Here is a 14,512-nt window from a genome sequence, read left to right on the forward strand (position 1 = left end):
CGATGCAACGAAAAAAACGGCAGAAGAACCTTTATAAATTTATCCGTACATCCCTCAAATCTTTGTTGTACATTTTAGTAAAGAAACCCGCTCATGAAAAGAAGTGATTTTTTACAAGCCTCTGCTGCACTTGTTGGAAGCAGCTTATTGCCTTTCAATAGCTCAGCAGAAGACAGTAAACCAGGTAAGGTACGCTTTGCCTATGTCACAGATATTCATGTAAAGCCCGATGCTGTTGCCGAAGCAGGTATGGCAAAAGCTTTTCAGCATGTGCAATCATTAAAATCAAAAGTTGATTTTATTATCAATGGCGGCGATTCCATTATGGATTCACTGGATGCGGATAAACAAAAAACAAAAACACAATGGGATCTGTTTCATTCGATCCTGAAAAAAGAAAACAGTCTGCCGGTTTATCATTGTATCGGTAACCACGATGTGTGGGGCTGGTTTATCAAGCACGATCGCCCCGAAGCAGATAAACTGTATGGCAAGCAATGGGTGGTTGAAACATTGGCATTACCAAAACGCTATTACAGTTTTACAAAAAACAAATGGCACTTTATTGTACTCGACAGCACACAACTCAATCCTGCGGGCGGCTATATTGCTTATGTTGATCCGGAGCAACTCGACTGGCTACAACTGGAACTGAACAATACAAAAGACAAATTCATCTGTATCGTTTCGCATATACCCATCCTTTCAATCTGTGCCGGTTTATTCTTTAATAAAACAGAAGCCAATGGCGACTTGAAAATTCAACGCAACCTGATGCACACCGATTTTTTTGCATTAAAGAAATTGTTCTTGGGCAATCCAAACATCAAAGTCTGCTTAAGCGGTCATATTCACTTACAGGATGAGGTGGATTATCTCGGTGTGAAATATTTTTGCAACGGAGCCGTATCAGGCAACTGGTGGAAAGGTGCGTTCCAGGAATTTGGGCCGGCTTATGCAGTGTTTGATTTTTATGATGATGGGACGTTCGCAAGAAAAATGATAAAGCTTTCGTAAGCAAAAAAGTATGAATGCGAAATTCAAAGCAACCATTGAACTGATCGGGATCAATCCATTTGTATTTGTTCCCGAAAAAATACTTGCTGCTGTTTTACAGGAAGCCGGAAAAGAAAAAGGCTCCATCCCAATAAAAGGATTGATCAATAAAAATCCTTACCGCCAAACATTGGTAAAATACGCCGGGCATTGGCGTTTGTATGTCAACACCATCATGCTGAAAGATTCACCGAAACGAATCGGCGAAACAATTACGATCAGCATTGCATTTGATCCTGCTGACAGAAAATTGAAGATGCATCCGGCACTTGGGAAAGCGTTGACAAAAAATAAAGCAGCAAAAGAAAATTTTAAAAAACTTTCTACATCCCGGCAGCAGGAGATCATCCGTTATATTTCCAATTTAAGAACAGCAGAAAGTGTTGAACGAAATATTACAAAAGCCATCAACTTTCTAAGTGGCAACGGAAGTTTTGTTGGCAGACATTCGCTTTGACCGTTTTAGGCTTTTGCTGTTGGCCCAACCGTGATAAAAATCCCTTGTTAGTCGAATGACCAACAAGGGCGTATTGTAAACAGCCAATTAGTTTTTTGCAATTGTGGTGAGGTAAATTGTAGCAGAAAGTGTTGAATTAAGATTGCTCATATTTTTTATCGACAACGAACAGGTATTTGCAGCTGCATCAATATCTGTCACAGCAATATGCAGGTTTGCAAAGGCCAGGTTATTACCGGCATTGGATTTGATCTGACTCACAAATACACGCACATCATCATTACCACCTGAAAAAGCAGTAATGTTAGCCGTTACTGCAACCATACCTCCGGCAGCAAGAAATACATCTACTGTCTTTGAATCAAATCCAATACGCAGCGGCGATGGGCCATTGCTTCTCACTGATCCGTTTCCACCAATGGTTAACGAATTCGAAACTGCAATATTTAAAGCGTTGATTGTACCGGCAGCACCAATGTTATTCGCATTTAGATGAGCGGCAATTTGAACAGAGCCGCCAAAATAACTTTCTCCATTGTGTACCCGCAGTCTGAAATTATTATCAGGCACTCCGCCAAACGCTACGTTACCGGTAGCATGCATATTACCGCCAAAACGTGAATCGCCGTCCCATACACGCAAGCGATAATCCGGATCTACATCACCGCCAAATGCCACATACCCTGTTGCATACAAATCGCCACCAAAACGAGAGTTGCCCCCTACTACCCTTAGACGATAAGTGTTATCAAGCGTACCGCCAATGGTTACGTTGCCGGATGTTTGTATTGCAGTGAACCGGCTGTTACCATTTACACGAAATTTAAAATCAGGATCAACATCAATGCCTATTGCCGAGTTGCCGTATGCATTCAATGATTTCTGAATATACATACTGCTGTCGATACCAACATGACCTCCGTAAACACGCAGTTTGTAGAACGTGGTGGCATCTCCTCCAATACCAATATTTCCGCCGGATGCAATATTTAGTCTTGGCGAACCATTGGTCCAAAAATTCAATCCATGCGCCGCCCCAACACCTGTTACCTTTCTGCTTGTAATACCAACCCCGCCGGTACCAAATAATAAAGCTGCTGTGTCGAGTGTGCCATTGTTTTGATTGTCGTGATCAACCATCACTGTACCGGTAACCGATAACTTACGTGTAGGATTATTGGTTCCAACACCAATATTCTGTGATGTTGCATGGGTGTGAAAAATTACGATGAAAGAAATGCCGTATACACATTTCAACATCATACCGGTTAGCGAAATAAGTGATTTCATATTTTTTGGTTTATAATTTCTTTTTGCCTGTTTAATTGAGCAGGCCGATTTCTGTTAACACTGTAAATGTAGCAGAGCTGCTGTGCCAGATGCAAGCGGTTGTTATCAGGCGGTACAACTACTTTATCTACTGGTATGTTTTGGCGGAAGTAGGCGCAGGAATATTTGTGAAGATGGATGTGAATGCATTCTAAATGTTTGAAATTTCGACTGTGCGCAATTTTTAATCATCATCATTCCACAATCGTTCAGGATTACCAATTCGCACCTATCAATCACTTCAGTTGACCAATGCGTTTTACCGTTCGCTTAAATAAATAATTATGAATCAACAGCCACAACGGAATGAGTAAGAAACAGAAGCCGCTCCATATCGGAAGATTCATCCATGCAAACAAAATACTCAACAATCCAATTCCCATCTGCACCATTGCGTCCTGCTTTTGCGATCGTACATACTTTGTTTCATACAAACTGAATTTGAGCTTGCTTTTATTGCGGTATGCATGCAAGTACAACAAATAAAAGATAAACCATATCACTGCATAACCAATGCTGAAGAAAAGGATAAGCTGTGGAAACTCTTCCTGTGTTAATACTGTTTTGCCCAGTACAGTCACTTCATGGAAATAATCAAAACCGGTTAACCAGGATAATAATACTGCGAATAAAAACTTTAACGGAAACGCATAGAACAGGATCAACACAAGCAACGACAGGTTTAAGAAAATTACAAAGCCATCATTCAAGCCGTAATTCCGGAAGTATTCATTCTGCAAATACCAGAAAAAGAAAACAAGACTTACCGTGGCAACAAAGGGAAGAAAATGATGAATTGAAGATTGAAGCTCTTCAAATGTTTTCGGCACTTCAAGCGACATGATGAGTAAGGAAACAGAAAATGCAAACACGGCATCGCTTAATGCTTCAATGCGGTACAATTCTGTACCACGGTTGGTTTTACTTTCATATTGCTGAAAGATCTTTTTGCGCAGCATCCTTGATTTTTAGAATCCAAAATAGAAAGCGATGCTGCTCTCGTCAATGATGGTGGTTGGCGAATTGGTTGATGACGGGCATAAAAAATCCCCCGGATTTAACTGGGGGATTTCTATTTTAAACTTCAACTTTCAAATTAACCAAGCTTTGCTTTCAGGTTTGCATCAATTGCATCCAGGAATTCTTCTGTGTACAAATAATGCTCGCCATGATTTACTTTATTGCCGTGCACGCATACAGCAAGATCTTTTGTCATCTTACCGCTTTCTACTGTTTCAATACAAACAGCTTCAAGAGCGTTAGCAAAATCGATCAACGGTTGGTTGCCATCTAATTTACCACGGAACGCCAAACCTCTTGTCCATGCAAAAATGGATGCGATTGGATTTGTTGATGTTGGACGACCTTTCTGGTGCTCACGGTAGTGACGTGTAACGGTGCCATGTGCAGCTTCTGCTTCCATTGTTTTACCATCAGGTGTAACCAATACAGAAGTCATTAAACCAAGTGAACCGAAACCTTGCGCAACAGTATCACTTTGTACATCACCATCGTAGTTTTTACAAGCCCATACAAAGTTGCCGTTCCATTTCAATGCACTCGCAACCATATCATCGATCAAACGGTGCTCGTAAACGATACCTGCTTCAACAAACTGTGCTTTGAATTCGTTTTGATAGATCTCTTCAAAAATATCTTTGAAACGTCCATCATATTTTTTCAGAATCGTATTTTTTGTAGAAAGATACAATGGCCATTTTTTGCTCAGCGCCATATTGAAACAGCTGCGTGCAAAACCCATGATGCTTTCATCGGTATTGTACATGCTCATTGCAACACCATCGCCTTTGAAATTATACACTTCAAAAGTTTGTGGTTCGCCTCCACCTTCAGGAGTAAAGGTCATGGTTAACTTTCCTTTGCCTTTGATCACTGTATCTGTGGCACGGTATTGATCACCAAATGCATGACGACCAACAATGATCGGTGCTGTCCAGTTTGTAACCAAACGTGGAATGTTGTTGATCACGATCGGCTCACGAAACACAGTACCATCTAAAATATTACGGATAGTTCCATTCGGGCTCTTCCACATTTGTTTGAGCTTGAACTCTTCAACACGTTGCTCATCAGGAGTAATGGTTGCACATTTGATACCAACGCCGTATTGTTTAATTGCATTTGCAGCATCTATCGTTACCTGGTCGTTGGTTTCATCTCTGTACTCAACACCAAGGTCGTAGTATTTAATATCCAGTTCGAGATAAGGAAGAATTAATTTCTCTTTAATGAATTTCCAGATGATCCTTGTCATCTCATCACCATCCAGTTCAACAACCGGGTTGGTTACTTTAATTTTCGCTGCCATCAGTTTAGTCTTTAAATGTTAAGTAATTCAAACAATATGATTGTTCACAGCAACCTTTACATGCAGGTGGTTGATGCCCCTGTTTTTTCAGGGTCAGCAAAGATAGTTGTGTAGCACGAAAAAGTAAGCGGTTATTCTGCCAGTAAGGAGCGGATGGTACGATAAAACTCAGCTTTATACTCGGTATAGAAATCGCCTGTGCCCGGGCCATAGAAGCCTTGGTGAATTTTGGCAACGTTCCCGTTCTTTGAAAGAAAGATGGTTGTTGGAAACGAACGAATAGGAGTTAGCTCCGGTAATGTTTTTTCTGTACGCTGTTCGTCACTTGTAGTTGTGGGGGTGATGAGTACAGGATATTGAATACTAAAACGCTTAATGAACTTTTGTACACTTGCTTTTGAGCGATTGAAATCGGTACTGTATTCATAAGCCAACGCTATCACTTCAACTCCTTTGTTTTTATATTCTTTGTAAAAGCTACTGAGGAATCTACTTTCATCCATACAGTTGGGGCACCAGCTTCCCATGATCTGTATCACCACAACTTTATTTTTAAACCGTGCATCGTTGATGGAAACATTTTTCCCATTCACATCTTTGAAGGTGAAATTCAATTTGCTTTCGCCGGGTTTTAATTGTGTGACTTGTGTAGTATCGGGCAAGGCTGCTTTTTCATTTTTTGTTGCACGCCATTTTTCTGCAGGTACTGCACTGCTGTAATACATTCCGTTCTTTATCTCGTTGCCACTGATTGTTGCAGTAAATAAATAGGCATGACTTCCATCAAAACAACTCAACAACAAACTGTCACCATCTACAACCCCTTCTAAAAAACGATAATCACCACTGGGAGTTAAAAAAGTTCCGGTTAATACCGAACCTTTTTGTTGAAACTCTGCGATAGCCGGGCGATCAGTTCCGTTGGGTCTTGTAAAAGCAACCTGCCAGCGACCGGTACTGTTTTCTGTTGCAGCTTTGGTTACAGCAAACCGCTCTTTGTTTCCATACACAAACTCAACGGGGAACTCCAGCAGCTTTAAACTGCCTGCTTTAAACCATTTGCCAACCAGTTTTCCATCGCTCTGAATTTGTAAACGAAAGAACGATTCAAAGAATGGCATTTCAATGTTTACTGAATCGCCTTTTACTTTGATATCATCCACCAGTAAACGTTCTGCTGCATTGCGGATATACATCACTTGCTTTCCATTCTTCATTTGCACTTCGGCATTGAAAATAATTTCAGCGCCATCTTCACGAAGGATAGAAGCACGATACCAACCTGTGCGGAGCTTATTCACTGATTGTGTAAATGCTGTTGTATTGAAAAGAGTAACGATTACTGTCAAAAATAAAAATTGCTTCATGCGAATACCAGATTTTCAGATCATGCTTATTACTAAAAACGAAGCTGCAAGTTAAGGCTTGCAGCTTTCTCATATGGTCATGGCTCTGACAGGTTCCCTGCAGAACTGTGAAGGTTCTTATAAATTTTCAAACATATCCTTTGTCATCTCAGGCAATTCATACTCATGCTTCCAACCCCAATCCTTTCTTGCAACACTGTCATCAATGCTTTGGGGCCAGCTGTTGGCAATCTGCTGACGGTAATCGGGTTTGTAGGTCATTTCAAAACCGGGACGATGTTTTGCCACTTCTGCTGCAATTTCTTTCGGCGAAAAACTCATCGATGAAATATTGTAGGAATGACGGATTGAAATTTTATCGGCCGGTGCTTCCATCAATTCAATGGTAGCACGGATTGCATCGGGCATATACATCATGGGCAGGTAGGTATCTTCCTGCAAAAAACATTCATATTTATTTTCTTCCAATGCTTCATGAAAAATTTCAACTGCGTAATCAGTTGTACCGCCGCCGGGAGCAGATTTATAAGAGATCAAACCGGGATAACGCAGACTTCTTACATCAACCCCGTAACGTTGAAAATAATAGTTGCACCAAAACTCACCGGCATATTTGCTGATGCCATACACCGTTGTTGGTTCAATGATGGTTTGCTGCGGACAATTTTGTTTGGGTGAGGTTGGACCAAATACCGCAATGGAGCTTGGCCAATAAACCTTATGCAGTTTTTCCTCACGTGCGATATCCAATACATTCAATAAACCCGTCATGTTGAGGTTCCATGCAAGGTTTGGATTTTTTTCTCCTGTTGCGGAAAGGATAGCAGCAAGCAAATAGATTTGTGTGATGTTCTGACGGATGACCTGTACATGCAGCATCTCTTTGTTCATTACATCAAGACTTACATACGGACCTGTACCTTCAAGCAACGGATTTTGTTCACGCAGATCAGAAGCGATCACATTTGCATTCCCATACATTTTACGCAACGCCAAGGTTAACTCAACACCAATCTGACCGGAAGCGCCAATCACCAATATTTTTTCACGAATCATAGCAATCTTATTTGCCGCCAAAATTAGGGGGAAAACCAACTGGGCGAACATTCATTCGTTTGCGCAATTGTCTACCCGCTCATAAATCAGACATCCGAAATCTGACATTGTACTTCCCTTTATCTTTGCCGCATGGAACAATTTCTGAAAGACCTGTTTGCCAACCAATCGTACGACGAAAAAAACTTTTTTCTAATCGCCGGGCCCTGTGTAGTTGAAAGCGAAGAACTGGTGATGGAGGTGGCTGATAAAGTTTCAACCATTTGCAAAGAGTTGGGTATTCCCTATGTGTTCAAAGCATCATACCGCAAAGCCAACAGAACAAGTGCTGCTTCATTTACCGGCTTGGGTGATGATACAGGTTTAAGCTTGATCGATAAAGTAAGAAAGAAATATAACCTCCCCGCCACATCAGATATTCATGCGCATGAAGAAGCTGCAATGGCTTCTCCATATATTGATATTTTACAGATCCCTGCATTTCTCTGTCGCCAAACCGATCTGTTGGAAGCTGCAGCAGAAACAGGAAAAATAGTGAACGTAAAAAAAGGTCAGTTCCTGAGTGGGCCTTCCATGAAGTTTGCAGTGGAGAAGATCCGCAAAGCAGGCAATAATAATATCATGCTTACTGAAAGAGGAAACACGTTTGGCTATACCGATCTTGTGGTTGACTACCGCAACATTACCTGGATGAAAGAATTGAATGTGCCGGTAATCATGGATTGTACACACTCACTTCAACAACCCAACCAAACTACCGGTGTTACCGGAGGTAACCCGCAATTGATCGGCACCATTGCAAAAGCAGCTATTGCAACAGGCGTTGATGGTTTGTTTATTGAAACGCATCCTAATCCGGCAGTTGCAAAAAGCGATGGCGCAAATATGTTGCAGCTTGATAAACTGAAAGGTTTACTGGAGCAATTAGTGAAGCTCAGAAAAGCAATTTGATTCTCATTTTCAGCTTTTATTTAACAATAAGTTTCACGAACTTTAAAGAGCATCAAAAGCTCTTTATATGAAAAAAACTTTACTCATCATTACGGGCGTTTGCCTGTACCTCACCTCCTTTGCACAATTTGAATTTGGCTTTGGTTACAGCAACCAATCTCCGCTTGGCGATATGGCCGGCAATATTAATGCAGCACATGGTTTCAACTTCCAGGCGGGTTATCGTTTACCATTTGCAGGTAAGCAGTTTGTAGTATCGTTCGAAACCGGAACCGGCCGTTTCGGTAAAAAGAAAGTAACACAAAGTTTCCAGAATGAAGATATGAGTACTGCTGCTGAATACCCGGTAAACTATATCAACTTCGCCAACTTCAATCATCTCAATCTTCGTTATGAAGTAGTAAAGAACAAAGCGATTACACCTTATGTGCAGTTGTTGGGTGGATATCAATCATTAGGCACAAGAGTTCGAATTAATGTGTATGACGAAAATGATTTTGACGATTGCAAGCCATTAGAAAATGAAGTTACTTTCCGCAAAGGTTCAATGACATGGGGATATGGTGCAGGTTTACTAATGAAGTTTCGGTCAAGATCAGCTTGCAATCCTCTTAACGGCACTTCTCTTAATCTTTCCGTAAGTCGTATTCATGGCAATCGCATTGATTATGTAAATGTGAAACAACTGGAGCAACCTGTTTCTACACAACCAACAAACGACGAAACCAAACCACTCACCATGCAATTTGTAAACCTGAATACAAATCGTATTCATAATCATACAGTGGCACAGTTATACAATAGTCCGCTGCAGCAACTGCAAATAAAACTTGGTTTGTTGTTTGATTTGAGATAATCAGGTATATACAATTCCAAAAAAAATTGAGGCTCTTAATTAAGAGCCTCTTTTTTGTGGGGGGTTGGATAAACATACGTTTTCACTAGGATGCAACGACAGACTTGCAGCCAAACAGGGAACTGTTAAGCGCATGCGGAAATACCAGTATGAGGTAGCATGTGAATTACAACGTGTGGAATGGGAGGCTCAAAGGATGCATGAATTAAAAACGGAGCGATGTTGCTTCAAGAAGTTAGAAGTTCGATTGAGATCAGTATCTTAAAGTTAGGGAAATTAAAATATACAGAAAATAAATATTTCTATACCTGACTGGGTAACATATTAAACTCTTTTCTGAATGCAAGAGAGAAGTTACTGAGGTTGCTGTAACCTAATTGTGTTCCCACTTCTTTTACATTATACTGGCCTGTAAGCAACATGGCTCTTGCTTTCTGCATCCTGTTTTTTTGGTAGTATTCATAAATGCCGGTGCCGTACACCCTCTTAAAAGCAGATTTTAATTTCGATACACTCATCCCGCTTTTTTCTGCCAGCATAGCAATAGTTGGTGGCGGCTGCCCAAAATCACGCACCAGTAACGATTCAATTTCCATCAGCTTACCCATATCAGATGCCTTGATCTTGCGTGGGGGCTGCGTTGGTTCTTCCTGCATCTTACGATAGATCTTAGAAAGGAAATGTTCAAGCAACAACATTATACGGTTCTTCACGATCATACTCTGCAAAGGATTGGCCTCGTCGGTTTGAAACACTTCATCAAACAGCACCCTGTTTTGTGCATCAAATGGTTCAGGATGCACAAGTGTATTACGCATTGCGTTGTATCGTGATAATACCTGCAACTCGTTATAACGATTAAGATTATCATTGATCCATCGGCCGGGCAAGAGTATATTAATACTTTTTGCTTTGGTGTTTCCTTTAACGGTAAAGCTCATGTCATTTGCGCTGGAGCTCAGCGTTACACCTGCCCTTCTTGCACTCTTATCAAACATCTGCTTGCCGTTTCGCAAAAAATGAAGAGGATCACTTAGCTCCGCATCATTAAAATGAAGAATGCAGAAATACTCATCGCTTTTCTCACGTTTAAAAGTTACATCAACATGATAATGTAAGTCGGAGAGTAATGCCTGCAGACCGTTTGGCAATTCAACCACTTTAAAATAGCCATCAGCAATGTCAGGAGTTAGCTGCAGAACATCACCTGTCAGCTGCAAATGCAGTTGTTCAGAAATACTTGCAAGGACTTCTTTGTAGTTCGTATGTTTTAAGTGCACAACTATCATGGCACCTGGTTTTACTATGTTTATCAACTCACGCCTCTATAAATGTTGAAGGTTCTTCCTTCATATACTTCTTGAATGCCGTCACAAAATTGCTCACGTTCGTATAGCCAATTGTTACAGCCACCTGCTTTACTGAATATTTTCCTGTCGATAATAATTCACCTGCTCTCAGCATTCTTTTTTGTTGGTAATACTCATATATCGGCATACCAAATACTGATTTAAAGATCTTCTTCAATTTTGTAGAACTCATGGTTGCCTTACGTGAGAGTTCTTCAATGGATTTTGGTTTAGTAGAAAAATTTTCAACTAATAATTTTTCAATTCTCAAGACGGTATAAATATCATCCGGTTTAATATTGCTCTGTACATCGGCCAGTGATACTCTTGAATGGATGCGTGTAAAGAAACGTTCCATCAACAACTGTACCCTGTTCTCAATATACAAACGGGGAAAAGGTGTATCAGGGTCCTCTTCCATTATTTCATTCATCAATTGAAAATACACTGCATCCAATGGTTCCATTGTAAAACTGCGGCTTTTCAAGGCAATGTATGCAGGCAGTATATCATCAAACGCTTCAATACCCATTAATTTTCCTAACCAATCTTTGGGTATAAGAATATTCACGCCTTTGAACGTGGTGCCCTTTGTACCATGGTAGAACCAATCGAAAAGAGAGCTGGTAAGATACGCAACAGCAATCGTTTCTTTTTTCCTGTCTACCACATCATTGTCAATACCAATACGGATTTCTTTTTCTACGATCAGTTCATCAAAACGAAGTGTATAATATTCTTCGGTATCGCTTTTACGGCTGATGAGCCAATCTTTATTGATACGGCAATTAATGACATTTACGTCGAGCCCATTCGACAGTTGAAGTACACGGTAATAGCCACTTGCAATTTCTTCAGGAAAGAACAACCAGTTATCTTTCAGCTTCACCTGCAGTCTTTCTGCAAGATCACTGATCATATCTTTATAACTGGAATGTGTGTACTCAAACGAAAACATAATCCTGATTGTTTTCTCAATTTAAACAATCAATTACCAAAATGCAATGACGAATCTCATTAGTAGCGCAGAGGGTTCCGTTTTCTGAACCAGATGTACTGACGAACGTTCATCCAGAAGGCAACAAAGAAGTAAATAATCAATGGCGATCCCATGGTGAGGAAAGAGATATAAATAAAATATTTACGGATAGTGCTTGTGGCAATACCCATTTTCTCCCCTAACCAGGTGCAAACGCCAAATACGTTCCATTCAATCATGTGCCGCAAACGGTTCATAGTGTTCTGTTGTAATGTAAAAGTACTTTATTCAACAATTCTTTCGGGCAGATGGTTTAAAAAGTTCCTGTAAATCGGTAAATTCGCAACCTCAACAAGCAAATTGCAAATTTGAGAGTTTGAAAATGTGCGAATGGAGGGTTTTTTCAACCCCGGCACTCCTCTTTGAGCCAATCTACCAAGCCAGTTTTCGAATTTTCAGATGAGCTGATTTTCATCATTATCAAATTCTTCTTCATGGTATTCGATCTCGATCTCATCAAAAAATTGTACAGCGAAATGCCTGCCAAAGTGGACGCCGCCCGCAAAGCGTTGGGTCGCCCTTTAACACTGGCAGAAAAAATATTATTCTCCCACCTCTGGACAGGAGTTGAACCTGTAGACTTCGAAAGAGGAAAAGCGTATGTTGATTTTGCACCCGATCGTGTAGCGATGCAGGATGCAACAGCTCAAATGGCGTTGTTACAGTTTGATACAACCGGTCGTAAAAAGGTTGCTGTTCCTTCAACCGTGCATTGCGATCACCTGATCGTTGCAAAGACTGAAGGCAAGCAGGATCTGGTAAAAGCTGTTACTGACAACGAAGAGGTTTATAACTTTCTTTCTTCTATCTCTAATAAATATGGCATTGGTTTCTGGAAACCGGGTGCCGGTATTATTCACCAGGTGGTGTTGGAAAACTATGCATTTCCCGGTGGTATGATGATTGGTACCGATAGCCACACCGTAAATGCTGGTGGCTTGGGTATGGTGGCGATTGGTGTTGGTGGTGCTGATGCCTGCGATGTAATGGCTGGTCTTAGCTGGGAATTGTTGATGCCAAAATTGATCGGGGTTAAATTGACCGGCAAACTCAATGGCTGGACAGCTCCTAAAGATGTGATTCTGAAAGTGGCTGGTATCTTAACTGTAAAAGGTGGAACCAACGCCATTGTTGAATATTTTGGTGAAGGTGCAACAAGCATGAGCTGTACCGGTAAAGGAACCATCTGTAACATGGGTGCTGAAATTGGTGCAACTACTTCAACTTTCGGTTACGATGAAAGCATGAGCCGCTACCTGAAAGCAACAGGCCGTGCAGAAGTAGCAGATGCAGCAGACGCCATCAAAGATTATTTAACCGGTGATGCAGAAGTATATGCAAACCCTGAAAAATATTTCGATAAAGTAATTGAGATCAATCTTAGTGAACTTGAACCACACTTAAACGGACCTTTCACCCCGGATTTAGCTACGCCGATTTCTCAAATGAAGGAAGCTGCTGCTAAAAACGGTTGGCCTACAAAAATCGAAGTAGGTTTAATTGGCAGCTGTACCAACTCTTCTTACGAAGATATTAGTCGTGCAGTAAGCCTTGCCGGACAGGTTAGTGATAAAGGATTGACATTAAAATCTGAATTCACCATTACTCCCGGTAGTGAACTTGTTCGTTACACCATTGAGCGTGATGGTTACTTAAGTGTGTTTGAAAAAATCGGTGCGACTGTATTTGCAAATGCATGCGGACCTTGTATTGGTATGTGGGACAGGGTTGGTGCAGAAAAAGCAGAACGCAATACCATCGTTCACTCCTTCAACAGAAACTTTGCAAAACGTGCTGATGGTAATCCAAATACATTGGCGTTTGTAGCAAGTCCTGAATTGGTAACGGCATTGGCCATTGCCGGTGATCTTACATTCAATCCACTTACTGATACATTAACCAATGATAAAGGTGAACAGGTGAAACTTGATCCCCCAAGTGGTGATGAATTACCAACGAAAGGATTTGCGGTGGAAGATGCCGGTTATCAGGCTCCTGCTGAAGATGGAAGCGCTGTGCAGTTAGATGTGAAACCAGACAGCAAGCGTTTGCAGTTGTTATATCCATTCTCAGCGTGGGAAGGTGTTGACATCAAAGGATTGAAACTTCTCATTAAAGCAAAAGGAAAATGTACAACTGATCATATTTCAATGGCGGGTCCATGGTTGAAATTCCGTGGTCATTTAGATAATATCAGTAACAACCTGTTGATCGGCGCAACCAACTTCTTCAATGAAAAAACTGATACTGTAAAAAATCAGTTAACCGGCGAATACGGTACAGTGCCTAATACACAGCGTGCTTACAAAGCAGCAGGTGTTGGATCAATTGTAGTGGGCGATGAAAACTATGGTGAAGGTTCTTCAAGAGAACATGCAGCGATGGAACCACGTCACTTAGGTGTTCGTGTAGTATTGGTGAAATCATTTGCACGTATTCATGAAACAAACCTTAAGAAGCAAGGTATGTTGGCATTGACCTTTGCTAACAAAGAAGATTACGATAAAATCCTTGAAGACGATACCATTGATGTGATTGGTTTAACATCATTCACTCCTGGTGTGCCATTAGAATTAGTGTTGAACCATGCTGATGGAAGCAGTGAAACCATTTCTGTTAATCACAGTTACAATGCGCAGCAGATCGAATGGTTTAAAGCCGGCGGTGCGTTGAATGTGATAAGGGCAGAATTTGCAAAGGCATAATCTAATTGGTCGGGACGC

The 14,512-nt window shown here is 40.9% G+C and carries 13 protein-coding genes; 5 read left to right on the forward strand and 8 right to left on the reverse strand.

All coding sequences use genetic code 11. From position 1 onward, the window contains the following. Positions 1-93 precede the first annotated feature (93 nt). Both VK159_RS00675 and VK159_RS00680 read left to right on the forward strand, forming a co-directional pair. Positions 94-1,017, forward strand: a complete 924-nt coding sequence (locus tag VK159_RS00675) for a metallophosphoesterase family protein (protein WP_324228224.1) — start codon at positions 94-96, stop codon at positions 1,015-1,017. 10 nt (positions 1,018-1,027) lie between these two features. Continuing rightward, a complete protein-coding gene (locus tag VK159_RS00680; RefSeq protein ID WP_324228225.1) occupies positions 1,028-1,513 on the forward strand; it encodes a YdeI/OmpD-associated family protein in 486 nt (161 codons plus the stop codon). An 87-nt stretch (positions 1,514-1,600) separates the two neighbouring features. On the opposite strand, the gene VK159_RS00685 is transcribed toward VK159_RS00680, so the two are convergent. The 5 genes from VK159_RS00685 to VK159_RS00705 form a co-directional block, all read right to left on the reverse strand. After that, complete coding sequence (locus VK159_RS00685; protein ID WP_324228226.1) at positions 1,601-2,803, reverse strand: hypothetical protein; 1,203 nt, start codon at positions 2,801-2,803, stop codon at positions 1,601-1,603. Positions 2,804-3,078: 275 nt separating this feature from the next. Next, on the reverse strand, positions 3,079-3,801 hold the full coding sequence (locus VK159_RS00690) for a TMEM175 family protein (protein ID WP_324228227.1): 723 nt from the start codon (positions 3,799-3,801) through the stop codon (positions 3,079-3,081). 137 nt (positions 3,802-3,938) lie between these two features. Further along, positions 3,939-5,171 (reverse strand): isocitrate dehydrogenase (NADP(+)), encoded by a 1,233-nt coding sequence (locus VK159_RS00695; protein ID WP_182804486.1) that lies wholly within the window; start codon positions 5,169-5,171, stop codon positions 3,939-3,941. Positions 5,172-5,302: 131 nt separating this feature from the next. Next, positions 5,303-6,538 (reverse strand): TlpA disulfide reductase family protein, encoded by a 1,236-nt coding sequence (locus tag VK159_RS00700; protein ID WP_324228228.1) that lies wholly within the window; start codon positions 6,536-6,538, stop codon positions 5,303-5,305. Positions 6,539-6,655: 117 nt separating this feature from the next. Further along, entirely contained in the window at positions 6,656-7,594 is a 939-nt protein-coding gene (locus tag VK159_RS00705) for an L-threonine 3-dehydrogenase (protein WP_324228229.1), read from the reverse strand. A 132-nt stretch (positions 7,595-7,726) separates the two neighbouring features. Between VK159_RS00705 and kdsA the strand changes: the two genes are divergently transcribed. Next, a complete protein-coding gene (gene kdsA / locus VK159_RS00710; RefSeq protein WP_324228230.1) occupies positions 7,727-8,545 on the forward strand; it encodes a 3-deoxy-8-phosphooctulonate synthase in 819 nt (272 codons plus the stop codon). A gap of 67 nt (positions 8,546-8,612) precedes the next feature. Further along, positions 8,613-9,401: a hypothetical protein gene (locus tag VK159_RS00715; protein ID WP_324228231.1), complete on the forward strand. Its 789-nt coding sequence runs from the start codon at positions 8,613-8,615 to the stop codon at positions 9,399-9,401. Between the two features lie 302 nt (positions 9,402-9,703). Here the strand turns inward: VK159_RS00715 and VK159_RS00720 are convergent, their stop codons facing one another. Genes VK159_RS00720 through VK159_RS00730 form a run of 3 tightly spaced genes read right to left on the reverse strand, consistent with a single transcriptional unit; the run spans position 9,704 to position 11,986 of the window. Then, positions 9,704-10,690 (reverse strand): helix-turn-helix transcriptional regulator, encoded by a 987-nt coding sequence (locus VK159_RS00720; RefSeq protein ID WP_324228232.1) that lies wholly within the window; start codon positions 10,688-10,690, stop codon positions 9,704-9,706. A gap of 28 nt (positions 10,691-10,718) precedes the next feature. Continuing rightward, on the reverse strand, positions 10,719-11,708 hold the full coding sequence (locus tag VK159_RS00725; protein ID WP_324228233.1) for an AraC family transcriptional regulator: 990 nt from the start codon (positions 11,706-11,708) through the stop codon (positions 10,719-10,721). A gap of 59 nt (positions 11,709-11,767) precedes the next feature. After that, on the reverse strand, positions 11,768-11,986 hold the full coding sequence (locus VK159_RS00730) for a PspC family transcriptional regulator (protein WP_324228234.1): 219 nt from the start codon (positions 11,984-11,986) through the stop codon (positions 11,768-11,770). Between the two features lie 237 nt (positions 11,987-12,223). Here VK159_RS00730 and VK159_RS00735 point away from each other — a divergent pair, with 237 nt between their 5' ends. Next, a complete protein-coding gene (locus VK159_RS00735; protein WP_324228235.1) occupies positions 12,224-14,494 on the forward strand; it encodes an aconitate hydratase in 2,271 nt (756 codons plus the stop codon). The last annotated feature ends 18 nt before the right edge of the window (positions 14,495-14,512 follow it).

Origin of the sequence: Lacibacter sp. (assembly GCF_035299325.1) — a bacterium.
In the GTDB taxonomy this organism is placed as follows: Bacteria; Bacteroidota; Bacteroidia; order Chitinophagales; family Chitinophagaceae; genus Lacibacter.